Origin of the sequence: Arthrobacter sp., from assembly GCF_031179985.1 — a bacterium.
Classification (GTDB): domain Bacteria; phylum Actinomycetota; class Actinomycetes; order Actinomycetales; family Micrococcaceae; genus Arthrobacter.
Window position 1 is genome coordinate 1 of sequence record NZ_JAPSHJ010000053.1, and the last position, 23753, is coordinate 23753.

The 23753-nt window shown below is 58.8% G+C and carries 28 protein-coding genes; 24 read left to right on the forward strand and 4 right to left on the reverse strand.

Going from position 1 to position 23753, the window contains the following annotated elements:
• Positions 1-130 precede the first annotated feature (130 nt).
• From RIN13_RS17475 to RIN13_RS17560, 18 genes are all read left to right on the forward strand, one after another.
• Positions 131-358: a Flp family type IVb pilin gene (locus RIN13_RS17475; protein WP_309108589.1), complete on the forward strand. Its 228-nt coding sequence runs from the start codon at positions 131-133 to the stop codon at positions 356-358.
• Positions 359-467: 109 nt separating this feature from the next.
• Entirely contained in the window at positions 468-857 is a 390-nt protein-coding gene (locus tag RIN13_RS17480; protein WP_309108590.1) for a pilus assembly protein, read from the forward strand.
• Complete coding sequence (locus tag RIN13_RS17485; protein ID WP_309108591.1) at positions 845-1873, forward strand: Tad domain-containing protein; 1029 nt, start codon at positions 845-847, stop codon at positions 1871-1873. Before RIN13_RS17480 ends, RIN13_RS17485 begins: the two co-directional genes overlap by 13 nt.
• A 34-nt stretch (positions 1874-1907) precedes the next feature.
• Positions 1908-2702, forward strand: coding sequence for an RcpC/CpaB family pilus assembly protein (locus RIN13_RS17490; RefSeq protein WP_309108592.1), 795 nt, complete (start codon positions 1908-1910; stop codon positions 2700-2702).
• Positions 2699-3904 (forward strand): AAA family ATPase, encoded by a 1206-nt coding sequence (locus tag RIN13_RS17495; protein ID WP_309108593.1) that lies wholly within the window; start codon positions 2699-2701, stop codon positions 3902-3904. The genes RIN13_RS17490 and RIN13_RS17495 overlap by 4 nt, the downstream gene beginning before the upstream one ends.
• A 158-nt stretch (positions 3905-4062) precedes the next feature.
• Positions 4063-5397: a CpaF family protein gene (locus tag RIN13_RS17500; protein ID WP_375164791.1), complete on the forward strand. Its 1335-nt coding sequence runs from the start codon at positions 4063-4065 to the stop codon at positions 5395-5397.
• A 2-nt stretch (positions 5398-5399) separates the two neighbouring features.
• Positions 5400-6353, forward strand: coding sequence for a type II secretion system F family protein (locus tag RIN13_RS17505; protein ID WP_309108595.1), 954 nt, complete (start codon positions 5400-5402; stop codon positions 6351-6353).
• Between the two features lie 16 nt (positions 6354-6369).
• Complete coding sequence (locus RIN13_RS17510; protein ID WP_309108596.1) at positions 6370-7254, forward strand: type II secretion system F family protein; 885 nt, start codon at positions 6370-6372, stop codon at positions 7252-7254.
• Positions 7255-7258: 4 nt separating this feature from the next.
• Positions 7259-7450 carry a hypothetical protein gene (locus RIN13_RS17515; protein ID WP_309108597.1) on the forward strand — a complete coding sequence of 64 codons (192 nt, stop codon included), beginning with the start codon at positions 7259-7261 and terminating at the stop codon, positions 7448-7450.
• A gap of 324 nt (positions 7451-7774) precedes the next feature.
• Positions 7775-8014, forward strand: a complete 240-nt coding sequence (locus RIN13_RS17520) for a Flp family type IVb pilin (RefSeq protein WP_309108598.1) — start codon at positions 7775-7777, stop codon at positions 8012-8014.
• A 118-nt stretch (positions 8015-8132) separates the two neighbouring features.
• The gene (locus RIN13_RS17525; protein WP_309108599.1) at positions 8133-8507 is read left to right on the forward strand and encodes a pilus assembly protein; all 375 of its coding nucleotides are present in this window, start codon (positions 8133-8135) and stop codon (positions 8505-8507) included.
• Complete coding sequence (locus RIN13_RS17530; RefSeq protein WP_309108600.1) at positions 8495-9517, forward strand: pilus assembly protein TadG-related protein; 1023 nt, start codon at positions 8495-8497, stop codon at positions 9515-9517. The genes RIN13_RS17525 and RIN13_RS17530 overlap by 13 nt, the downstream gene beginning before the upstream one ends.
• A gap of 48 nt (positions 9518-9565) precedes the next feature.
• Entirely contained in the window at positions 9566-10339 is a 774-nt protein-coding gene (locus RIN13_RS17535) for an RcpC/CpaB family pilus assembly protein (RefSeq protein WP_309108601.1), read from the forward strand.
• Positions 10336-11538: an AAA family ATPase gene (locus RIN13_RS17540; RefSeq protein WP_309108602.1), complete on the forward strand. Its 1203-nt coding sequence runs from the start codon at positions 10336-10338 to the stop codon at positions 11536-11538. The genes RIN13_RS17535 and RIN13_RS17540 overlap by 4 nt, the downstream gene beginning before the upstream one ends.
• A gap of 231 nt (positions 11539-11769) precedes the next feature.
• Positions 11770-13113, forward strand: a complete 1344-nt coding sequence (locus tag RIN13_RS17545) for a CpaF family protein (protein WP_375164790.1) — start codon at positions 11770-11772, stop codon at positions 13111-13113.
• On the forward strand, positions 13110-14045 hold the full coding sequence (locus RIN13_RS17550; protein WP_309108604.1) for a type II secretion system F family protein: 936 nt from the start codon (positions 13110-13112) through the stop codon (positions 14043-14045). The genes RIN13_RS17545 and RIN13_RS17550 overlap by 4 nt, the downstream gene beginning before the upstream one ends.
• Before the next feature lie 7 nt (positions 14046-14052).
• Positions 14053-14937, forward strand: coding sequence for a type II secretion system F family protein (locus RIN13_RS17555; protein WP_309108605.1), 885 nt, complete (start codon positions 14053-14055; stop codon positions 14935-14937).
• A 152-nt stretch (positions 14938-15089) separates the two neighbouring features.
• A complete protein-coding gene (locus RIN13_RS17560) occupies positions 15090-15548 on the forward strand; it encodes an Hpt domain-containing protein (protein WP_309108606.1) in 459 nt (152 codons plus the stop codon).
• Positions 15549-15568: 20 nt separating this feature from the next.
• On the opposite strand, the gene RIN13_RS17565 is transcribed toward RIN13_RS17560, so the two are convergent.
• Positions 15569-16351, reverse strand: coding sequence for a response regulator transcription factor (locus RIN13_RS17565; RefSeq protein WP_309108607.1), 783 nt, complete (start codon positions 16349-16351; stop codon positions 15569-15571).
• 146 nt (positions 16352-16497) lie between these two features.
• Between RIN13_RS17565 and RIN13_RS17570 the strand changes: the two genes are divergently transcribed.
• The 6 genes from RIN13_RS17570 (at position 16498) to RIN13_RS17595 (ending at position 21701) form a co-directional block, all read left to right on the forward strand.
• Positions 16498-18210 (forward strand): ATP-binding protein, encoded by a 1713-nt coding sequence (locus RIN13_RS17570; protein ID WP_309108608.1) that lies wholly within the window; start codon positions 16498-16500, stop codon positions 18208-18210.
• A gap of 155 nt (positions 18211-18365) precedes the next feature.
• Positions 18366-18911, forward strand: a complete 546-nt coding sequence (locus RIN13_RS17575) for an alternate-type signal peptide domain-containing protein (RefSeq protein ID WP_309108609.1) — start codon at positions 18366-18368, stop codon at positions 18909-18911.
• Positions 18912-18935: 24 nt separating this feature from the next.
• Positions 18936-19490, forward strand: coding sequence for a hypothetical protein (locus RIN13_RS17580; RefSeq protein ID WP_309108610.1), 555 nt, complete (start codon positions 18936-18938; stop codon positions 19488-19490).
• Positions 19487-20080, forward strand: coding sequence for a signal peptidase I (locus tag RIN13_RS17585; protein ID WP_309108611.1), 594 nt, complete (start codon positions 19487-19489; stop codon positions 20078-20080). Before RIN13_RS17580 ends, RIN13_RS17585 begins: the two co-directional genes overlap by 4 nt.
• Complete coding sequence (locus RIN13_RS17590) at positions 20077-20646, forward strand: SipW-dependent-type signal peptide-containing protein (RefSeq protein ID WP_309108612.1); 570 nt, start codon at positions 20077-20079, stop codon at positions 20644-20646. The genes RIN13_RS17585 and RIN13_RS17590 overlap by 4 nt, the downstream gene beginning before the upstream one ends.
• A 5-nt stretch (positions 20647-20651) precedes the next feature.
• The gene (locus RIN13_RS17595; RefSeq protein WP_309108613.1) at positions 20652-21701 is read left to right on the forward strand and encodes a signal peptidase I; all 1050 of its coding nucleotides are present in this window, start codon (positions 20652-20654) and stop codon (positions 21699-21701) included.
• A gap of 17 nt (positions 21702-21718) precedes the next feature.
• On the opposite strand, the gene RIN13_RS17600 is transcribed toward RIN13_RS17595, so the two are convergent.
• The 3 genes from RIN13_RS17600 to RIN13_RS17610 all read right to left on the reverse strand — a co-directional run.
• Entirely contained in the window at positions 21719-22609 is an 891-nt protein-coding gene (locus RIN13_RS17600) for a tRNA pseudouridine synthase A (protein ID WP_309108614.1), read from the reverse strand.
• A gap of 31 nt (positions 22610-22640) precedes the next feature.
• Positions 22641-23240 (reverse strand): 50S ribosomal protein L17, encoded by a 600-nt coding sequence (rplQ, locus tag RIN13_RS17605; RefSeq protein WP_309108615.1) that lies wholly within the window; start codon positions 23238-23240, stop codon positions 22641-22643.
• A 76-nt stretch (positions 23241-23316) separates the two neighbouring features.
• The coding region (locus RIN13_RS17610; protein ID WP_309108616.1) for a DNA-directed RNA polymerase subunit alpha C-terminal domain-containing protein at positions 23317-23753 on the reverse strand (437 nt) is incomplete at its 5' end.

A 23753-nucleotide genomic window follows, 5' to 3' on the forward strand; every position in this document is an offset into this window, starting at 1 on the left:
TCATTGTTCGCCTTGTTTGGCCCATGCAATTGTTGTCCCAACGGAACTCCAGACGTTCTGGGTAAATGGGGGCAGTTGGATATCCGTACACCAATTCAATGTAAATTCATCTCTTGAAAAGGAAATTAAAATGACTTCTCTTATGGTCTCAATGATGGCTTTTGTCGCCGGCGTCAAGGATCGTCTCTCTTCAGAAAAGGGCGCCACGGCAACTGAATATTCACTGTTGATCGCGTTCGTGGCATTTGCCATTATGGCCGGCGCCATCGTCTTCGGCGAAGCGCTTAGCACTTGGTTTAGTGATCTCGGAGATGAGATCGGAACGTGGGCCGTAGAGCCCGCCGCTCCAGCCGCATAGCCAGCAAAACAAATACGTTGTGCCGCGTCCGCTGAACGCGGACGCGGCATAACGCATTTTTGGTTCATTAACTCGAATATTCAGCTGCATCCATCCATGGGGGGATCCATTGAAACGCAGCATTTCCCGTAAGAACGAGCGTGCCCGCGGCGCAATTGCCGTTGAGTTTGCCCTCGTTGCGCCTATTCTTCTGGCACTCGTTGCCGGCATTGTCGAGTTTTCACACGCTTACAACCTGCAGATCTCGGTCACGCAGGCCGCTCGCGAAGCTGCACGAACGATGGCAATTACCAATAGTCAGGATGAGGCGGAGGAAGCTGCGGCCAATGGTGCTCCAGGCTTAGACACCGACACGTTCGTTTACGACTTCACCCCTGAAACATGTTCTGAAGACGAAACGGTGACTGTGAGTGTGTCGTACACGGCTAACACTTTGACCGGCCTATTCGGCAGCGCGGTCACCCTAACAGGAGTAGGAGCCATGCGATGTGGCGGCTGAGAAGACCTAAAACCACCACCGACAGCGAACGTGGCGCAGCCGGCGTCACTGTGGCAGTCATGATGTTTGTCCTTATCGGTGCCGGGGCCATGGCCGTGGACGTAGGACAAATCTACTCGGAGCGTGCTCAGTTGCAGAACGGGGCAGATGCAGCAGCTATCGCCATAGCCCAAGCCTGCCACGAGACGGGGTGCACACAGGACGAGGCCGAAGAAGTCGCCCAGCCTTTGCTAGACGGCAACGCCAAAGACTCCAGTTCCAACCTCTTGGAGGTGGACATGTCTGTGGCGAACCAGGTAACCGTTCGAACGACGACGCAGGATGGTGGAAACGGCTTCCTTCGGCAGATGTTCTCAAGTGCATTGGACGCGCCGCCGGTAACTGTTGGGGCTCACGCAACCGCAGCGCTCACATTTCCCTCGGGAGGATCGGCATTTCCTTTGGCGATTTCTGATTGCCAGTACGACCTATCCAGTGCAGTGGAAACAGGGGAAGTCCAGCTGATTAAATACAAACCTGGGGATGGCCCTTGCACCTCCACCGCGGGCCACACCATACCCGGTGGGTTCGGTTGGCTACTCCAGACAGACAGCGCTTGCCATGCGGAAACCGACATCGACGACAATGCCGCCTCCGACCCCGGCGGCAACTATCCCAAGACCGATGCATGCGATGCGATCCTTCAATCTTGGATAGACACCATCAATGGTGGTGGCTCCGTCATGGGGACGTTCCCGGTCTTCGATAACTCAGGCGGCACTGGGAAAACTGGCTGGTTCCACATCCGAGGCTATGCCACCTTCGAGATTCAGGGATGGAAGTTCGGTGGGGGAACTAAAGAGCCGAGGACCTTCCACAACACCGTTGAGGACGTGGAAGACGACGCCAACTCCTGCATCGACCCATGCTTGGGCATCATTGGCCAGTTTATTAAATTCGAATCAATCGATTCAAGCGGTGGAACTCCTGGAGTCGGTGTAGATCTGGGAACCGTAACCATCCGACTCATCAATTAGCAAAATGCTCTAATCATTTTCTAAGGGGAAAAAAGTGAAAACACGCCTACTGGGAGGCATCGCCGCATTACTTGTGGCAATAATCGGAACAGTGTTATTGGTCTCATACGTACAGAACGCGGATAAACGCGCCCTCGCCAACACTGAAAGCGAGTTGGTTTACATCGTGGAAGAGCCCATTGCGGCTGGAACCACAGTGGACAAACTGACAAGTTCTGTGGTCAAGAAGGAAATACCTAAATTGGCTTTGGCTTCAGATACGGTGACCGACCTAAGCCAACTCGGTAGCAAAGTCACCGCAGTCGCACTTCAGCCAGGTGAGCAGTTGCTGTCAACGCGTATGGTGGACGCAAATTCGCTCGTTGGACCGGCAAGAGTTCAGGTTCCTGAAGGATTGCAAGAGATTACTCTGAAGCTGCCCATCGAGCGCGTTGTCGGTGGAAGCGTCAAAGCCGGCGACACTGTCGGTGTATTCATATCCCTTCAGGATGCAACTACAAACGCTGCCACCGGTGAAACAGTTTCCACCTCCGAAGGAACGCAGTTAACCTTCCACAAAGTTCTTGTTACCGCAGCGCAGTACAGCAACGGCAGCGCTGCTAAATCACAGTCCAGCCCTGGTAGCGAGAACGCCACGGGCGAAACAGCATCAGCTAAGAAGGAAACCGCCAGTGACGACACGTATCTGATCACTTTGGCCCGTAACTCTGCCGATGCTGAACGGATCGTCTTTGCCACAGAGTTCGGCAAAGTGTACCTGTCAAAGGAGCCCGGCAATGCAGTGGAGAGCACCACAGGCGTTGTAGATAAGACAAGGCTGTTCCGATGAGCCGCTTCGTACTAATCACACCGAACAATGATTTCGAGCACCGTGCCCGTCTGGCGACCTCAGGAATGCACGGTTCCCTCCAAACCTTCCAGGCGGACTACCTGCCCGAAGGTCCACAGGATTTCCTCCGGCAGCTCGTAGGAGAACCTCCCGAAGTGCTGATACTGGGGCCGGGGCTGCCTGCGGATGAGTCTCTCAGACTGGCATCGATCATGGATCTTCAGTATCCCGAGATCAGTGTTGTACTGGTGGTACCCGAATCATCCGACGTGGTAATTAAGGCCATGCGCGCCGGTGTCCGGGATCTGCTGGATCCCGATGCTGATCCGGATGTTATCCGGATCATGCTGGAAAGGGCCAGTCTTGCTGCTGCCGGCAGGCGTCGCGGCCTGGCCCCCGGGACCTCCGAACATGCAGACCATGGAGAAGGTGGCCGCGTCATCGCCGTGATGTCGCCGAAAGGCGGCGTCGGCAAGACCACAGTGGCCACGAACCTCGCTATTGGCCTGGGTAAAGCTGCACCAATGGGCGTTGTCATAGTGGACCTGGATCTTCAGTTCGGTGACGTCGCAAGCGGCCTCATGCTTGAGCCCGAGCACACCATCACCGACGCGGTAGTGGGAGCAGCAAGCGAGGATTCCATGGTCCTCAAGACGTACCTCACGGTCCATCCTGCTGGCATCTATGCGCTCTGCGCTCCTCGAAATCCGGTCGAAATGGACAAGATCACGGGAGAACACGTCTCGCGGCTCCTGGCCCAGCTCCGGCAGGAGTTCCAGTACATCATCGTGGACACGGCACCCGGTCTGGGAGAACACGTCCTGGCAACGCTGGAGCACGCCACGGACGCAGTGTGGATCTGCGGGATGGACATTCCCAGCATCCGAGGGCTCCGCACCGGATTTCAAATTCTCAACGAATTGAACCTCATGCCGGCACGGCGACACGTTGTCCTCAATATGGCAGACCGCCGGGGAGGACTTACGCTCCAGGATGTCGAGGCAACCATCAATGCACCTGTAGACGTGGTCCTTCCCCGGTCTAAGTCGCTGCCGTATTCAACCAACAAAGGCGTTCCACTCTTACAGGACAGCAGTCGTGACCCCGCCACCAAGGGCTTGCGAAAACTCGTAGACCGTTTCAAACCAGATTGGGAAGCCAGAACCCATAAGCAGCTGCATAGAAGGGCGGTAGTCCAGTGAGCCTCACAGATCGGTTCCAGCAGCTCCGGGGCGAACCCAAGCCCAACCAGGAGCCCAAGCAGCAAAGTCCCTACGCGGATGCCTTCCAAGCACCACTTGCACCAACCACTCTCGGTAAGATTCATGAGGCTAAGACGGCTGAAGCAGCCGCAAGCGCAGTGGTGTTGGAAATGCCACAAACGGCGGCAGTGGCCAGTGAGGCACTCCATGCGCTCAAGGAAAGAGCAAGCCAGGCACTCTACGAACGCCTTGGTTCTCGGATCACCGATTCTTCTTTGGAAGAGGCTGAACTCCATCAGTACGTGCGCGATGAGCTGAAAATCGTTGTTGACGAAGAACAAGTTCCTCTCACCAGCGCTGAAAGGCAACGGCTTACCCGGGAAATCATCGATGACGTTTTGGGGCATGGCCCAATCCAACGCTTCTTAGACGATCCTTCCATTACCGAGGTCATGGTCAACCGATTCGATCGGGTCTACGTGGAACGGCAAGGGCGCCTGTTTCTTACTGATACAAAGTTCAGTTCAGATGAAGCCCTGCGAAGGGTCATCGAGCGCATCGTATCCAAGGTTGGCCGCCGTATCGATGAATCGTCACCTCTGGTTGACGCCCGACTTTCGGACGGGTCGCGTGTCAATGCGATCATCCCTCCACTCGCCGTCAATGGCCCTGCGCTTACGATCCGTAAATTCGGTAGGGATCCGCTCACAGTGCATAACCTGATTGCGCTGGGCAGCCTCTCACCCGAAATGGCCGAACTCCTTCAGGCCTGTGTCCTCGCCCGAATGAACATCATCGTGTCCGGAGGCACAGGCACCGGAAAGACAACGCTCCTAAATGTCCTGTCCTCCTTCATTCCCGCAGACGACAGGATTGTCACTATTGAGGACGCGGTAGAACTTCAACTCCAGCAGGACCACGTGGTTCGTCTGGAGAGCCGTCCGCAGAACATTGAGGGCAAAGGCGAAGTTTCCATAAGAGACCTGGTAAGGAACTCGCTGCGTATGCGGCCTGACCGAATAGTGGTAGGGGAGGTCCGAGGCGGTGAATGCCTTGACATGCTTCAGGCGATGAACACCGGTCACGACGGGTCTATCTCAACCGTTCACGCCAATACGCCCCGGGACGCGATTTCTAGGTTGGAGACGTTGGTGCTGATGGCAGGCATGGACATTCCGCTGCGGGCTGTCCGCGAGCAGGTGGCGTCCGCGGTCAACCTGATCGTACACATCTCCAGGCTGCGTGACGGGACTCGCCGCGTCACGCACATCACTGAGGTTCAAGGCATGGAAGGCGACGTCGTCACTCTCCAGGACGCCTTCGTGTTTGATTACTCCGCCGGCATTGACGCAAACGGCCGGTTTCTGGGCAAGCCGGTGCCTACCGGCGTTCGTCCGCGCTTCACGGATCGTTTTGCCGAATTGGGTATCCAGATCTCCCCGGCTGTTTTTGGCGCTCCAGCGGCGGGCACCTCGATGACCAGGGGGAGGTAGCCATGTCGGCGGAAACGGTCTCCCCCGCTGTCTTGGTTGTGGGGCTGTTCCTGGTCTACCTCGCCCTCTTTTTGCTCGGTTGGGTGGTTCTAAAGTCCCGGTCCGGGGTTCCGCTGTCCCGCCGCCGCCCTGACGCAGTGATGCACACGTCGGGACTAACCCGGCTCACAGACCAGGCCGTTGGTGCGTTGAACAGAGGTGTGAATCAACGTGGTAACGGCTTCATCAGCAGGGATCGCCTGGACGATTGCGGCTTGAAAAAGGATCCTGGCGACTATCTTTTGATAGCTGGGGTTGCCACCCTCCTGGCGGGAGTTTTCGGATTCTTCTTGGGCGGACCGGTGCCAGCGATATTGCTTTCGTTGGCGTCACCTTTCGGCTTTCACCTAGTACTCAACATGCTGGCGGCGCGACGCAGGCGGCAGTTCGACGAGCACGTTCCGGATACGCTCCAGATGCTTGCGGGTGGTTTGCGTGCCGGGCACAGTCTGCTGAGAGCGGTCGATGCCGCTGCGCAAGAAAGTCAGCCGCCAATGTCCGAAGAGTTGAGCCGAATTGTTAATGAGACCAGGATTGGCCGAGACTTAGGAGAATCGCTGGCGGAAGTCGCACGACGAACCCAGAGTGACGACTTTTCGGCCATAGCCCAAGGAATCGAAATCCACAGAGAAGTGGGCGGCGACCTCGCGGAGGTCCTCGACCACCTCGGAGATACGGTGCGGGACCGCAATCAGGTTCGTGGCCAGATTCGAGCCTTGAGCGCGGAGGGACGCATGTCCGCGATGGTCTTGATGGCTCTGCCTGTAGTTATGTTCCTCGGGCTGACTCTCACGAATCCGATGTACGCGCGCACATTCTTTAGCACTCTTCCTGGCTACATCATGATTGCAGCCGCCATCGTCATGCTCTCTATTGGCGGTTTGTGGCTCAAGCGACTCATCAAGCCGAAATTCTAGAAAGCAGGTGAATTCCATGCAAGCAATCGCCTACGCCGGAATTTTGGCCATCGTGGCTCCGGTGACAATAATGACTTTCCTCGTCTTCACAGGGGATCGTGCTGGCCTCCGCAACATCCAGGCCAATCTCGGAAAGCAAGTCAAGGCTAAGAGCAAGGGCCTTAATGTCAACGAAAGAATGACTGAGCTGAGCCAGCGGCTCACGCCCAAGGGTTATGCCGGCTGGCTGGACAAGCAGTTGGCAGGAGCAGGCCGCCCAAAGGAATGGCCGTTGGCCCGGGTTATCATGATCAAACCTCTGCTGGCACTTTTGGGAGCCGGTCTCGGCTTGCTCGTTTTCTTCAGTTCACCGTCTGCCCAAAACTTCCTTATTCTGATAGCTGCGTCGGCGCTCTGCTATTTCGTCCCCGACATACTGATTCGGAGTAATGCCCAAAAGCGCCGCGAGGCCATCAGGCTAGAGTTACCCAACGCCCTGGACCAGATGCTGATCTCCGTCCAAGCCGGCCTCGGGTTTGAAATGGCAATGGGACGGGCAGGATCCAACGGGAGGGGTCCCTTAGCTGACGAACTGATCCGGACTCTCCAAGACATCCAGGTCGGCCGCTCGCGAAAAGATGCCTATCTCGCTATGGCCGAAAGAGTTGACGTCCCGGATGTCCGCAGCTTCATCCGGGCCGTGGTCCAAGCGGATGCTTACGGCGTTGCCATCGCCGGCGTTCTCAAGGCCCAGGCTCAGGACATGCGTATCAAGCGGAAGCAGCGGGCTGAAGAGCATGCAATGAAGATGCCCGTGAAAATGCTCTTTCCTCTCATCTTCTTCATCCTTCCCTCCCTCTTCATCGTGGTGCTTGGTCCAACCGTGCTAAGCATCATAGAAATGTTTTCTAAGGTGTCCTGACCTGATGGGGCGTCGCAGGCAGAGATGGGTTCAATGGCTGGCAGACGAGCAGGGCGCCGCCGCCACCGAATATGGGATTCTCATGTCCTTCATCGTGGTAGTCACCATGTCAGGGGCCGCTCTGTTCGGCATTGAGCTCCTTGGCTGGTATGACGACTTGACGGCGTACTTCAACCTCATGTGGGGAACTCCGTAGCAGGACAACCCACGACTTCGATGCTGAGGCGCTCCCAAAAAGACCGGACCTCCCGCGGAACCCAGACCGCGGGGGGTCCTCTTGCGTGCGCTCGACAGTACTTGGTCAGCGCACATACAGGACCATTTGAGACAAAAGCCCTTCTTGAGTTACCCAGCGAAAACGCAGGTTGCGCAGGATTTGTGCAGGAAAAAGGGCCGATTGAGAAGCCTTAGCACAGGATGTTGCAAGTTCCCGTCAACACCCCGTCAAGCGTTGCTATGTTTTTTTTCAGAGCCGGTGCAGGACCAGCTCCCTCCCCCTCAACTCGCTCAGGAGTCTTAAATGCTTTCTCTCTACAGCAATCTGCCTTTCCGCCTTCAGCGCGAAGAAAAAGGCGCCACCGCCGTCGAATACGGCATCATGGTTGGCCTCATTGCAGTCGTCATCATCGTCGCCGTTGCCCTCCTTGGCGGCACACTGAACCTGATGTTCGAGCAGGTACAGTGCCAGGTCAGCGGCGGCACCTGGACTGCAACCGCCGCAACCGCTACCGCTCCCGCCGGCGGAAGCTGCGCGCCGTAACTCATCCGCCAGCCACTCCGCCTCGCCGGGCTCTGCCCGTGAATTAGAACAGTGGCGGCGGCCCATGCCGCCGCCACTGTTCATGTAGACACAACCCAATGTTCCCGAAAGGTACTTCATGTCCAGGGCTTCCGAACGCGGCGCCGTGGCTGTTGAGTTCGCCATCCTGGCACCTGTCCTTGTCATGATCCTGTTGGGCATCATGGAGTTCGGCCGCGCCTATAACGCGCAGGTCACCCTGACCAATGCGGCCCGAGAGGGCGTTCGGGTCATGGCAATTTCGAACAGCCAGGCCGCGGCGAGGACAGCGGCAAGGAATGCTGCCGTCGGGCTAACTCCAGGCCTTGTGGACTCACAAATCACTTTCAGTGCTGCAACATGCCCCGCTAACGCGCAAATGACGGTGACGGTCAGTTACAACCTCGGCACACTGACCGGTATTGCGGGACCATTCGCCATGACAGGCAGAGGACTTATGCAATGCGGCGGCTGAAGTTACGCCAAGGCAAAGAACGCGGCGGCATCAGCGTTATCGTGGCCCTCCTCATGGTGGTGCTCCTGGGATTCGGTGCAATCGCAGTGGACGTCGGAATGCTGTATGCCGAAAAGGCACAGCTACAAAATGGCGCTGACGCCGCTGCCCTGGCGGTGGCACAGAGATGCGCCAGGAACCAGGCCGATCCGAATTGCGCCACGACCTCCGCCATTGCGGCCACCATGGTCAACGGCAATGCTCTGGATGGACGAAGCAACGTCCGGTCTCTGGCCCTCGACCTTCCGAACCGCACCGTCAAGGTGACGGCCAGCGCACAGGAACAGGGCGAAGAACCAAACAAGGTGTCGCTGTTCTTTGCCAACGCCCTCGGTATTTCCAGTGCAGAGGTCAACGCTACATCCAGCGTCCATTGGGGCAGCCCGGTGAAAGGTCCTACCCCGTTCCCGATTACTGTTTCCATCTGCCAGGTCCGAGGTCAAGCCGGTGTGATGCAACTACTCCAGCTCCACGGGAACAATGCCAATCCGGATTGCCTTTACGGGCCATCCGGCGCGGCAGTTCAAGGCGGCTTCGGCGGCCTTAAGCAAGGTACCGGCATCTGTGGAGCCATAATCGACATAGCAGCCAGCACTGCAGGCGGAGATACCGGCAACAATCCGCCGCCGAATTGCGAGGCCACCCTGAACTCCTGGGCGGCAGACATGAACGCTGGCAAGAACGTCATACTGTTGCTACCCATATTCAATGCTGTCAACGGTACCGGGTCTAACGCCGTCTACGGACTCAAGACGTTCGCAGCTTTCAGCGTGGTCGGGTGGAAGTTCGGCACTCCCGGGCTCCCTTACACATTCCGCAACCGATCAACCGACAACACCTCTGGCCTTGAATGCCGGGAACCATGCCGCGGCATCATCGGTACGTTCGTCGAATATGTTTCCCTGGCAGACGGCTACACCTTGGGGGCGATAGACCCAGACGGCGTCACCGTCGTCGAAGTCACCGGTTGATCCAAGCCCCATGAAAAACCTAAAACTAGAATCCTTCAGGAGCATTCAGTGAAGTCACGCTTGTTGGCAGGAGTCGCAGCAGTACTGCTGGCCATCATCGGCGCCGTCCTCATGTTCACGTACGCCCAGGGAGCTGATCAGCGAGCAATACAAAACCTGGAGCCGGTTGGCGTGCTGGTGGTAAAGCAGGCAGTCCCCGCAGGCACCCCCGTAGAAGCAATCAAGGCATCCGTGGCCCTCGAGGAGCTCCCTGGTACCTCCGTTACCGAGAGCTCCCTTAAAACTCTCGACGGCGCGACCGGAAAAGTGGCGGCGGTGGACCTCGTTCCGGGTGAACAGCTGGTATCCGAACGCCTCGTCGCGCCGGAAGAACTCAAGGTGTCCGGCTCCGTTAAAGTTCCTGCCGGGCTCCAAGAGGTGTCCTTCCAGCTGGAACCCCAACGCGTCGTCGGCGGACGGCTGACTCCGGGCGATCACGTGGGTGTGTTCATCTCCATGAAGGAGGGCGGGCTGGAAGCGAACGCGGATAAGGAAACCACTCAGCTGGCCATCCATAAAGCCCTGGTAACCGCAGTACAGCGAGCTCCGGAAGCTGCAGTCGCAGCGCAACCGGAACCCGCTCCTAGCACTGAACCAACAACAGATCCTCGAGACTCAACCCTTCCATCCGGTTCCCTGATGCTCACGGTGGCGGTGAACGACGTGGACGCCGCCAAGATCATCTTCGCGGCAGAGTTTGCCACCATCTGGCTCACCAGGGAGCCGCTCGATGCGCAGGTCAGCGGGGCGGAGATCATGCAGCGTCCGGAGGTCTACAAGTGAGCCGCTTCGTGCTGGTGACCCCCGACATCGCATTCGACAGCCGTCTACGTCAGGCTGTGGCGGGCGGACTCCAAGGCGGCGTTCAGACATTCTTTACCAGCGACCTGCCCAATGACCCGCACGAGCTGTTTGCGCAGCTGGACCAGGAATTCCCCCAAGTCCTCATCTTGGGGCCGGAAGTTCCTGTTGATGACGCTCTCCGTTTGTCAACCGTACTGGCCGTGGGATTTCCCGAACTGAGCGTAATCCTGGTCAATGAACCTGATCCCTCGTTCATGCTCCAAGCGATGCGCGCAGGTATCAGGGACATCCTCAGTCCTTCCTCGGACCCGGCGCAGATCCGAGTGCTCTTGGAGAGGGCATGCCAGTCATTTGTCAGCCGTCATCGGGCACACGAACCGAAGCAGTCAGGCTCCCTGGATATTCCCAAGGGTTTGGTGATCGGCGTGTTCTCGCCCAAGGGCGGCGTGGGCAAGACCACCATCGCAACCAACATCGCAATTGGCCTCGGTCGGATCGCGCCAATGAGCGTGGTCATCGTTGACCTCGACCTGCAATTTGGTGATGTAGCCTCCGGACTTTATCTCAATCCTGAGCACACCGTAACGGACGCCGTCTCGCCAGCAGCAGCCCAGGATTCACTAGTCCTTAAGGCTTTTCTGACTGTTCATCCTGGGAGCATCTATGCACTATGCGCCCCCCAGACTCCTGTGGAGGCTGATGAAATCGCTCCGGAACAGGTCAGCCGCCTGCTTCAACAACTGGCCGAGGAATTCCAGTACGTAGTGGTGGACACCGCCCCAGGCCTCCCGGAGATCGGCTTGGCAGCCATGGAACAGTGCAGTGACGTGGTTTGGGTCAGCGGCATGGACATTCCGAGTGTGCGTGGACTGCGATCTGGGCTGGATGTGCTTCGTCAACTCGACATCCTTCCCGAGACGCGTCACGTGGTCCTCAACATGGCGGACGCCAAAGCTGGCCTGACTGTGCAGGATGTGGAGTCAACAATCGGCGCCCCTGTGGACATCAGCATCCCTCGTTCAAGAGCTGTGGCGTTTTCGACGAACCGGGGCATTCCTGTACTTCAGGAGCCTGTGAAAGATCCAGCCACCAAAGGGCTACGCCAGCTGGTGGATAGGTTCAATCCAACGTGGCGGGCTCAAGCCCAGCGAAAACTGCATCGAAGGGTGGTTGTTTAAATGAAGCTTTCGGAGCGTATCCAGGCGGCACAAGCAAAGGGCCAGCCGCAGCAGGCAACCCTTGCAATGGCCGCGCCTGCGGCTCACAATAAATTCGCAGCAGCGCCGAGTCAGCCTAAGCCAAGTGAATTCAGGCGTGCGGCTGGGAACAGGACGGCCTCTAAGGCGGCTTCGGCCACCAGTCCTACTTTCCATCCTGCGTCAGCGGGTGAACCTTCCAGCAGCGGCTTCATGGACCAGCTCGATGTAGCAAAGCCCAAGACGCAGCAACCCGTTGACGTGTTTGCCGCTCTCAAGGAACGGGCCGCCACCGCTTTGTTTGAGCGCATGGGATCCCGGTTTAATGATTCTGCTGTCACCGAGCACGAGCTCAGAACCAGTGCCCGCGAAGAACTGACGCGGATTATTGACACTGAACAGGTTCCCCTTTCAGCCGAGGAGCGATCGCGGCTTGTACGTGACGTGGCGGACGATGTGCTGGGCTATGGGCCACTCCAACGTCTGCTTGATGATCCGGCTGTCACCGAGATCATGGTGAACCGCATGGACCAGATCTACGTTGAGCGGAAGGGGCAGTTGACGCTGACTGATTCCCGCTTCAGCTCTGAGGCACATCTGCGGAAAGTAATTGAACGGATCGTTTCGAAGGTGGGGCGCCGCATCGATGAATCCTCACCGTTGGTTGATGCCCGTCTTGAAGATGGCTCACGTGTCAACGCCGTGATCCCGCCCCTTGCCGTTGGCGGCTCTTCGCTCACCATCCGAAAATTCAGCAAGGTGCCCCTGACGGTTCGTAACCTCATCGACTTCGGGACCCTCACGCCTGAGATGGCGGAGCTCTTGAACGCCTGCGTCAAAGCCAAACTCAACATCATCGTTTCCGGTGGAACAGGAACGGGGAAAACCACGCTGCTGAATGTGCTTTCCTCCTTTTTGCCCGCGAACGAAAGGATCGTCACGATTGAGGATGCCGTGGAGCTCCAGATCCAACAGGAACACGTGGTCCGCCTCGAAAGCCGGCCCCCCAACACAGAGGGCAAGGGTGAAGTCACCATCCGCGAGCTCCTCCGGAACTCGCTGCGTATGAGGCCAGACCGTATTGTCGTGGGCGAGGTCCGCGGCGGAGAATCCCTCGACATGCTGCAGGCCATGAACACCGGCCACGATGGATCCCTCTCGACTGTCCACTCGAACTCCCCCAGGGATGCAGTTGCCCGTCTGGAAACGCTCGTTCTGATGGCTGGCATGGATCTACCGCTGCGTGCCATCCGCGAGCAAATCGCCTCTGCCGTGAACCTGATCGTCCAGATCTCCCGGTTGCGAGATGGAACGCGCCGAATTACCCATGTCACCGAGGTCCAAGGCATGGAGGGCGACATCGTCACGCTTCAGGATGCGTTCGTTTTCGACTATTCAGCAGGCGTCGATCAGCACGGCCGTTTCCTGGGTAGCCCTGTAGCGACCGGCATCCGTCCCCGGTTCATCGATCGCTTTGAAGACCTTGGAATCCATGTCTCCCCCGGAGTCTTCGCCACTCCTGTCGTTCCGGGAGCACAGAACCTGGGCCGGCCATGACAATGCTGACAGTCGGTGCAGCACTTTTCCTTGCTGCTGCAGTTCTGCTGGGTGTTGCTCTTATTATGAGGCCCGCTCCAGAGGTACCCCTCGATAGACGCCGACCCTATGAAGCCAATCCACCCTCACAATTGACCCGCCTCGCAGGATCTACGGTGAGCGCCTTCGACAAGGCCCTTGAGGGCGGGAGTCTACGACTCTTCAGCCGCGAGAAGTTGGAGCATGCGGGACTCCGGATGACCCAGGCCGAATTCATAGTCCTGGTCCTGGTGGGCGGTATTGTTGGTGCCTTAGCCGGGCTTATTGTCCTTGGACCGGCCCTGGCGATCCTCCTTTTTATCCTTGCCCCATTTGTGGGCCACTTGGTCCTTAACTTCCTTGCGGGCAAAAGACGCAGCAAGTTCGATCAACAGCTCGGTGACACCCTTCAATTGCTGGCCGGTGGTCTTCGCGCCGGGCACAGTATCTTGCGCGCCGTGGATGCCGCCGCCAACGAATCGCAGAGCCCCACGTCGGAAGAAATGCGCCGCGTCATTACAGAAACCAGTCTGGGGCGGGATCTGCTGGCTTCGTTGACGGACACCTCCGAGAGGATGAAGAACGAGGACTTCGTTTGGATCGCCCAGGCCATCCAGATCAATCGCGAGGTCGGAGGCAATTTAGCGGAGGTTCTCGATCAGGTGAATGAAACCATCCGTGAACGCTCTGAGATCAAGGGCCACATCAAAGCGCTCGCCGCCGAGGGGAAATTCTCTGCATACATTCTGATCGCCATGCCAATAGGAATCGTTATCATGCTCATGGGGATAAATCCCGGATACATGAATTCGATGTTTTCCCATCCCTTGGGCTGGGGCATGATCGGGCTCTCTGTCGTCCTCATGACTATCGGCAGCTTGTGGATGCGCAAAATCATCGATCTGAAGTTCTGAGACGACCATGAATCCTCTGATATTCACCTCGCTCCTCCTGGTCGCCACACCAATCGGTTATCTGACGTGGTCCGTCTTGTCTGTGGACCGCAAAGCCCGTGCTGCCACAATAGACATCCTCACTCGAGGTAGGCAGGAACTCGAAGCGGAGGAAAAGAACAGCAGCGGTTTCCTTATAAGCGTTGGTTACCGCCTGACTCCGCCTGCCTACGCTCGAAAACTCGACAGGCTGCTTTCACTCGCAGGAAGGCCAGTCGCCTGGCCCCTGGGACGCATCCTGGCAGCTAAACCGGTCCTAGGACTCATTGGAGCCATTTTGGGGTTCCTCATCAGCACCAGCAGCCCAGCACCCATGATCAAGGCCGTGGGCCTGGTCGTGGTGTTCTTTGGATACTTCATCCCGGATCTCCTCCTGTACAGCAAAGGCATGGAACGCCAGAAGGCCATGCAATTGGAACTGGCTAACACTCTCGATCAGATGCTCATCGCAGTTGAAGCTGGACTAGGTTTCGAAGGCGCGATGGCGCGGGCCGGTGAAAACGGCAAGGGCCCATTGGCCGAAGAACTGGTCCGTACGCTGCAGGACATGCAGGTCGGCCGGAGCCGGCGCGAGTCGTATCTCGCGCTTGCCGAACGGACAAACCTGCCTGAGCTGCGCAGTTTTGTCCAGGCGATTGTCCAGGCCGACACGTATGGCATTGCCATCAGCCGGGTACTGAGGGTCCAGGCCAAGGTCATGAGGGTCAAGCGGCGGCAGCGGGCTGAGGAGAAGGCAATGAAGCTTCCGGTGATGATCCTGTTTCCACTGCTGTTCTTCATCTTCCCCGTGCTGTTCATCGCCATCCTGGGGCCCGCGGTTATCAATGCCGTCGTCACGTTCAGCGGCCAATGACGTCCTCAGCCAGCCCACGTTTAGGCACTCAAGGAAGCCCGCGTTCAGGCATTCATGCAGGCTCCTTTTTAGGCTCTCAAGGAAGCCACAATGTTTCCGCAGGATCTGCCGAGGGCGGCCAGTTCCGCCAAATCAGGAAGTAGCCTTAACCCATGTCGATTCCAAGCCCTATGTCCAGTGACGGTGGTGTCAGCCGCTTCTTGCCGGCAGCACCCCTAGGGCACGCCGGCTTGGCAGCAGACTTCGGAGTCCAGGATCTGGTGCTGGTGGACCCTGCAGTGTTGAAGGACCTGGAAGACCAACTTGACGGCAGGGCCGTGGCACAGCGGTTCGTCAGCGACTACAAGGACATGTGGGAACAGCGGTTCCGCCGCCTCGCCGCGGCAGTAGCTGTTCAGGATTGGCCGACAGCAATGGACGCCGTCATCAGCCTTAAGATCTCCTCGTCCATGGTGGGTGCACAGCGCCTGGCATGGCTGGCCGAAAGCCTGGAAAAGCTCATCCGCCGCGAAGACTACACCACAGGTAATGCCCTACTGGCAGACATTGCCGAGCACGGAGGGCAAACCATCCGCGAACTCCGGTTCATTTACCTAGAGGCCGCAGAGTAAGGTCCACGCCGGGTAAGGCGTCAGTGGGGCTCGTCCGGTTTGGACGGAGCCAGCCGGTAACCTACTCCACGAACCGTCTGGAGCCAGCGCGGGGACTGCGGATCCTCACGGAGTTTCCGACGGAGGTTGCCGATATGAACTTCCACTGCCCGCTCGTCTGATTCGCTGATATAGGTATTCTCTTCGTAGTATTCCCCTCGGACCACGCGTACCAAATCAGCCTTCGTACACACAGCGCCCCCACCGCGGAGCAGTTCGTGCAGAAGGTCGAACTCGCTGCGGGTAAGCCCCAATGCTTCACCGTGGAGCACTACTGAACGGGTCTTGCGGTTCAGGTCCAAACCGTTGTGCCGCAGGACGGCTGTGTCCTGGTGGGCGGCCGAAACTGTCGGTGCTGCCGGAGCCGACTGCGGGTGCACCCCTTCGCTGTGGTACCTGGGCCGGCGCATCATGGCTGCGACACGCGCCCGTAGCTCTCGAGGCCGGAAGGGTTTGGCAATGTAGTCGTCCGCACCGGCATGGAGAGCCATCAACACATCAGGCTCCTCGGTTCGGCCCGTCAGCATCACCACATAGGCGTCACTGAAATTGCGGATTCTCCGCAGCACCTCGAAGCCGTCAATGTCCGGTAGCCCCACATCAAGCGTCACAACATTGGCTTGATGTTCCCGAACAATTTCAACCCCCTGACGTCCGTCCGCAGCCGAATGAACTTCAAAGCCGGCTTGCCCCAAAACCGCCTCCAAAAGGTTACGCATGTCGGCGTCGTCTTCGATCACGACGGCCACCCCAAGATCATTCATTTGTTACCCCATGTCCGGTGAATTCCCTCATCTGCCCAGCGCCAATGCGGCATTCACTGCAACACTATCTACGCTACAAGGCTCAATGTCACTTAGCACCACTTTTTTCATCCCGAATGACCTCGCGTCATTTATCATGGCACCAAATGCAAAATAAAGAATCGAGTGACCGCTTAATAGCGCGCACGGTTGACCGGTACTTCCGGAGACTCGGACCACGGGCTCAGGTGGCTTTGTGCCAGCTGCCACTGACGGTCATCATTATCGCTCTGGTTATTGCCGCGCCAGCCGCATGGCCAGCTGTCCTTACAAGCGAACTGTTCATTGCATCGCTCGTATTACATGCCCTGTTGTTCGCGGGTTGCCTGTTGATTCCTTGGGAGCGGCTGGGTGCGCATGCCCAGCTGGTCATACCCATCCTGGACCTCATTGCCATCGGGCTTAGCCGTAACGGTGCTGCGCCGAATTTGCAGGGTCTCGGAGTTCTCGCGATATTTCCTGTCATTTGGCTCTCCGCCTCCGGCATGGCCGCCAAAACAAGCATAGTCCTGAGCTTTTTCGGTCCCGTTGCCATTGGACTGCCAAGTCTGTTGGCGAAAATTCCCAACGTCACACCCGCCGACATAGCCACAGCCGTACTGTTGCCCTTCATGTTGCTTGCCGTTTCCCTGGCCATTCGTTTTGCCAGCGTAAATATGAGGCTTCAGCAACGCCGTCTCGAATACCAAGAGGCGGAAATGCGAAGTCTTCTTGCAGACAGCAAGGAACGTGAGCGCCTACTACACACAATTTTGGATACAGTCGATGTGGGAATTATCGCTGTCGATGCCGATGGCAAAGTCCTGCTCGTCAACGAACAGCAGAATCACTTTGAGTCGGCGGCCCGCCCAACTGACCCTACCCACAACAGTGACGAACAACGCCAGAACGACGGGGACCACACCCAGCCTCTGCTCCTAAGCCAGGACCGTAAAACCCCCCTTCCTCCCGACCGGCATCCCGTCAAGCGGGCAGTCCGTGGTGAGATTTTCGCCGATCACCTTGTGTGGTTTGGCGAGGGCCCGCACCAGCGCGCCGTATCCACCGCGGCCAGGACCATTCGAAACGACGACGGCGGTTTCGACGGCGCCGTCGTCGTGTTCAACGACGTGACAGGTCTGGTGGAGGCCATCTCGGCAAAAGATGAATTCGTTGCGAACGTCTCGCACGAGTTCCGGACCCCATTGAACGCTGTTATTGGCAACCTGGACCTGGTGTTGGAGGACGAAGAGGCACTGTCGCCGCTGGCAGCTGAACGCCTCGAAGTCGCACAGAGAAATGCCGAGCGATTGCTGGCCCTCGTCTCCGATCTACTGGTTTCCGCGTCAGCAGCGGCCAGTATCTACCCGCGTAAAACCGATCTGGCGGGCCTGGTGGAATCCAGCATCGGATCTGCTCATCTCCACGCCGAACGTTCAAAGGTGGAGCTGGACACTGACGTACCTGCCCCGATGTGGGTGCATGTTGATCCCCTTCGGATCGGCCAAGCACTGGACAACCTGGTTTCCAACGCCATCAAGTACTCCCCCGACGGAGGCCATGTTAAGGTCTCCGCACGCTCGGAAAAGGGTTGGGTGAGGCTCCAGGTCCAGGATGCCGGCATGGGCATGACGGAGGCCGAAACTTCACGGATCTTCACCAGGTTTTATCGGAGCGCTGCCGCCAAGGAGGCCCTCATCCCAGGCGTTGGGCTGGGCCTGTCCATCACTAAAGCCATCGTCGAACGTCATGGTGGCGAAATCTCCTGCACCAGCAAACCCGGCGCCGGCAGCATCTTCACCGTCGCCCTCCCGGCGGACGGTCCCCCGCCACAGCCCTAGTCCGGCTAATTTGACTGACTCTTGAGCATTCCTGCGTCAATGCTGGGAAGAACTCAATGGCTCCTTGAGTCGAGATCGCAACAATTATTGCAACGGGACGCTCAGGTCCTGGCAGTAAGGTCTCAGCAGCAAAAAGGTCTCAGGGGGGACACAAAATGAATAAAGCAACAAAAGGCGCAATAGCGGCCGGCGCAGCAGGCGTCCTGCTCCTGGGGGGAGCAGGTACCTTCGCACTCTGGGAGGACACTGACTCTGTTGACCCGGCCTCAATTTCAACAGGCGTACTGACGATGGCCGTGGGCGCCGGCACCTGGTACGACGCAACTGCCGGAACAACCGGAACAATCACCAATATCGCCGACTTCGACATCGTTCCCGGTGACACCATCACCTACACCACGCCCGTAACCATCACGGCCGAAGGCGACAACCTGGACGGCGAGTTCAAAATCCTCAAAACTGCCTTCGAGACATCAGCCGAAACAGCAGCGCCATACCTCAACGTCACCGTGGCCTCCAACGCTGCAACAGTCCCGGGGCTCGCCGTCAACGGAACTACGGGAGCGATTACCTTCGCTTCAGCGGGCACCTACAGTGTCAATGTCACAGTCACCGTGGTGTTCGAAAACGTTACCGGAACCGTAGGCCAGAACGCGGACATCGACCTCACAGCCCTCGCCTTGAAGCTCGAGCAGGCCTAGCAGCTCCTGCTGTTGCCGGAGAACATGATGAAGAACGTACTGTGGCTGATTTTTGCCGGAATGGTGGTGCTCGTCTTGCTGATCTCGACCGGCACCACCGGAGCCCTCTGGCACGATCAGTCCGCAGTCGACGCCGACTCCATTTCCTCGGGCAGCCTGGTGCTGCAGGTTGGCGGCCAGGAAGCATACGTCTTCACTGCTTTGACAGCCAGCAACCTCGTCCCGGGACAATCTGTCCGGGCACCGCTCAGCATCAGCAACGGCGGAAGCACGGACATGGTCTACGGTCTCACTGCCGTTACCACCGCAGCTGCCGGTCCCGCCGATGAGGCGCTTGCCGCCTCGCTTCGCCTAACCGTTACGGACGACGCTGCCTGTGACGGACCCCAGACCCAGGACACAGGTCTTCCCTTCCAGGCACCAATGGACGCAACTGCAGCTTTCGCAGGAAGGGAACTGGCGCCGTCGTCCATTGAAACGCTTTGCATTGAGGTCGGACTCGACGCCAATGCCCCCATTGCCGCCGCATCCGGTTCGACGGCGGCAACGTTCACTTTCAGGGGTGAGCAGAAATTATGAGCAAGAAGCCTACAGCACCCCCGTCAACCGGTCCCCTGTGGTGGGTCCTGCAGACGGCGTCATGGATGCTCCTGCTGGCAATTGTGGCCCTGATCGTGGCAATGATGGGCCTTCCACGGGCCACCGGAGCGACACCGTACACGGTGCTGACGGGCTCCATGCGTCCCACCATGCCACCGGGAACTTTGGTGGTCTCCAAGCCCGTCGAAGCCGAAGAGCTGAAGGTCGGCGACGCCATCACTTACCAGCTCCGTTCGGGTGAGCCGGATGTGGTCACCCACCGGATTATTTCCGTGTCCCAGACGCTGGGCGGAGAAACGCTCTTCACCACGCAGGGCGACGCTAACCCTCATCCGGACGAGAATCCGGTCAAGGCCGCCCAGATCCGCGGCGTCGTCTGGTACGGCATTCCGTTCGCAGGCTACGTGAACTCCCTGCTGACAGGCGAACAGCGCATCTGGGCCGTCGGATCCGCGGTGGTCTTCCTGCTCGGCTATGCGGTATTCATGGGGATTGGTGCCATGATGGACGCACGGAGGTCCGTGCGGAAGAAGGTCTCAGCTTTTTCCGAAACGGCAGAAACGTCATGAACTTTGGAAACGGCAGCGTCCGGCTCAAGGCTCTCCTGTCCTTGGGGATGGTCCTGGGCCTGGGCGCCGTGGGAACCCTCGCGGCGTGGACGGATGAGTCCACCGCTACCGCCAGCTTCAGCGCAGGCACGCTCGATCTCAAGCTAGGAGCGTTGCCGGAGGGCCCATTCACAGACTCTGTGGCGCTCACCAGCCTCGACATGGCAGCTATGTACCCTGGGGCGAGCAAAGCGGGGATGGTCTCAGTGTCCAACTCGGGCACCGTTCCGCTTTCATACACGTTGACTGGAACAGGTACTGGCACTCTGGGAGCCGCGTTGAAAGTCAGCGTTTATGTGGGTGGGATGGCCACTAACGTTGCATCGACCGGGACCTGCAGCGGTACCTTGCTGGGAACCGCGGACCTGCCCCTCGCCGGGACGCTCATTTCCTCGGCACGAACGCTTCCCGCAACCAGCGTCGAAAGCCTCTGCCTGGTAGTGAAGTTACCTTCCACCGCCGAAAACACTCTTCAAGGGACCACCTCCACAGCCACCTTCGCCTTTACCGGAAGCATGGGGAGCTAACGCAAATGCGTAGTGTGTCTCGGCTCCAGAACAACCTGCTTACCGTAGGTGCAATTCTAGGAACACTGTGCCTGCTGGTTGCACTTGCGGGGATGCTGCTTGGCGCCAAGCCACTGGTTTTCCGCTCGGGATCCATGTCACCTTCCGTTGCAACCGGCGCCCTGGGGATTAGCCTTCCGGTGCAGGCACAGGAGATCAGAACCGGCGACATCATCAGTGTCGAGAACTCTGCAGGAGTCCGTATCACGCACCGGGTTGTGACGTCGGAGCTAGTTAATGGGTCAGCAACTGTAACGCTAAAGGGCGATGCCAACGCCGTCTCCGATCCCGAACCTTACGTTCTTCGGACCGCAGACCGGGTGGCGTTTTCCGTGCCGCTTGTGGGCTACGGTGTAGCCTGGCTCAGCAGCCCTGCAGCGATGTTTGCAGGCGGTCTCTTCACCTCTTTCCTCCTGTATCTGGCCTTCGGCTCGGCCCGGACGAAGCGTGCCGAAAAGCGGCCCCAGGATCCCGACGACGGTCCCGATGCAGAACCGGTCACACCCGAGGCTGCAAGGCCTAGGCCTGGCAAAGCGGGCCGCCACGCTAAGCGTGTGACAGCAATCTTGGTGGCCAGTCTCCCATTGGTGGCGGCGGGTGCGCTTCAGACCAGCACCCCCGCTCAAGCTGCCTTCATGGACACTGCCTCGGCCTCAGCCGGCTTTACAGCGACGTCTCTGCAGGCCCCGACACTAAGCTGTACGAATTCCGGCAACTATGACGTGACGCTGACGCTCACTCGCCCGGAAGGACCTGCCACCCAGTACGAGCTTACGTCTGCAACGCCTTCCAGAACCTGGAACTCGGGGTCCTGGCCAACTGGTGGCTCAGTCAGCTACACCGTGGATGCTGACCACGCGTCTTTTACGTTCAACCAGACGACCAACGTAACCTTCAGGGGACTCTCAAAAATCGGCTTGTGGACGTCCCCGGCAGCTTCCAAAGTGGTTACGTACACTCCGGAGACGAACGTGCTGATTACTGGCTTGACTCCTCCGAAGCTGCGGTGCACCTAGGTTCTTTTTGCCGATCCCTACGTCCGCAGCGCCCGGGTAAGTTCGGCACGCGCCAACAGTTCGCTATCCGAGGGATAGGCAACTTCCTCCAAAACGAGCGGATGAGGGGCCGCCAGGACCGACCTTGCATCACGCTTCTGCAGCAGGAGCCGCTCATGCAGCCACCCCGGGGACTCAGCGCCTTCGCCCACATAGAGCGCAGATCCGATCAGGGCACGCACCATGTTGTGGCAGAACGCGTCAGCCTGGACTGTTGCCACGATGACGCCGTCCGTCCCTCGTGCGAATTCAAACCGCTGGAGCTCCCGGATAGTCGTGGAGCCTTCCCGGGGTTTGCAGTAAGAGAGGAAGTTCTGCAGGCCCAAAAGTTTGGAGGCACCCTCGTTCATCAGCGTCACATCCAACGGCGCCTTGTGCCACAAGGTGGAGGACCTGCCCAGCGGATCCCACAGCGCCGGACCATCGGCAATGCGGTAGCTGTACCGCCTCCAGAGGGCAGAAAAACGGGCATCAAAACCTTCGGCGGCCAACGCCACTCGGTGCACTTCAATGGCCCCGGTGAGATCGCCCAGGCCCCTGCTGAGGGCACCGCGCAGGCGCCGGAGAAGGGCGACGGCGGGATCCAGTTCAGCGCCGCGGTTCAGCCCCAGCCACTCGGCCTGGGTGAGGTCAAGGTGCACCACCTGACCGCGCGCGTGCACTCCGGCGTCGGTGCGTCCGGCAACTGTCACCCGAACGGGCCGCCGGATCAGCAGCGCCAGGGCTTCCTCCAGGACGCCCTGGACAGTCGGCAGTCCGGGCTGCACTGCCCAGCCGCTGAACGGCCCGCCGTCGTAGGCCAAATCGAGCCGGATACGCAAAAACCCGCCGTCCCCCAAGACGGGGGCAGCGGGTTTTTGGTCGTTCATAGACATAAGTCTAAGCCAAGGTTTTAGCGAATTACTTCGCGTCCTTTTCCTCAGCAGCAGGCTCTTCAGCAGCTTCCTCAGAGGCAGCAGCCTCTTCGGTTTCAGCAGCCTCGGCCTCAGCGGCCGGAGCCTCTTCGGTCTCAGCAGCTTCGGTCTCAACAACCTCAGTCTCAGCAGCTTCTTCAGCAACCGGAGCAGCGGCTGCTTCCTTCTTGTCGGCGTCGCGCTTGGCTGCGTTGGTAGCCTCGGCTACGACGGCCTGCTTTGCGGAAACCGGCTCAAGAACGAGCTCGATGACAGCCATGGGAGCGTTGTCGCCCTTGCGGTTACCGATCTTGGTGATGCGGGTGTAGCCGCCGTCGCGGTTCTCCACAGCCTTGGCGATGTCGGTGAACAGCTCGTGGACGACGCCCTTGTTGCTGATCAGGCCGAGTACACGACGGCGGGAAGCGAGGTCACCGCGCTTGGCGAAAGTCACCAGGCGCTCGGCGTACGGCTTCAGGCGCTTGGCCTTGGTCACCGTGGTGGTGATCCGCTTGTGCTCGAACAGTGCTGCTGCCAGGTTCGCGAGCATAAGACGCTCGTGAGCCGGGCCGCCTCCGAGGCGCGGACCCTTAGTGGGGGTAGGCATAATTGTTTCTCCTCATATGAAAGCCAGTGGGCCGAGCACAACGTGGTGCGCCGGCCCGCTGGCCAAGATCTGCTTGTTAGAGCTCGTCGTCGCTGAACGCGGCGTCGTCCTCTTCGATGGCTGCGGCGCGGGCTGCCAGGTCGAAACCGGGAGGCGAGTCCTTGAGGGACAGTCCCAGTTCAACCAGCTTTGCCTTGACCTCATCGATGGACTTGGCACCGAAGTTACGGATGTCCATCAGGTCAGCCTCGGAGCGGGCAACGAGTTCACCCACGGTGTGGATGCCCTCACGCTTGAGGCAGTTGTAGGAACGGACGGTGAGGTCCAGATCCTCGATCGGCAGTGCCATGTCTGCTGCCAGGGCAGCATCCGTCGGCGACGGGCCGATCTCGATACCTTCAGCTGCGGTGTTCAGCTCGCGGGCCAGACCGAACAGCTCCACCAGGGTGGTGCCTGCCGAAGCAACCGCATCGCGCGGGGCGATGGCCTGCTTGGTCTCGACGTCGACAATGA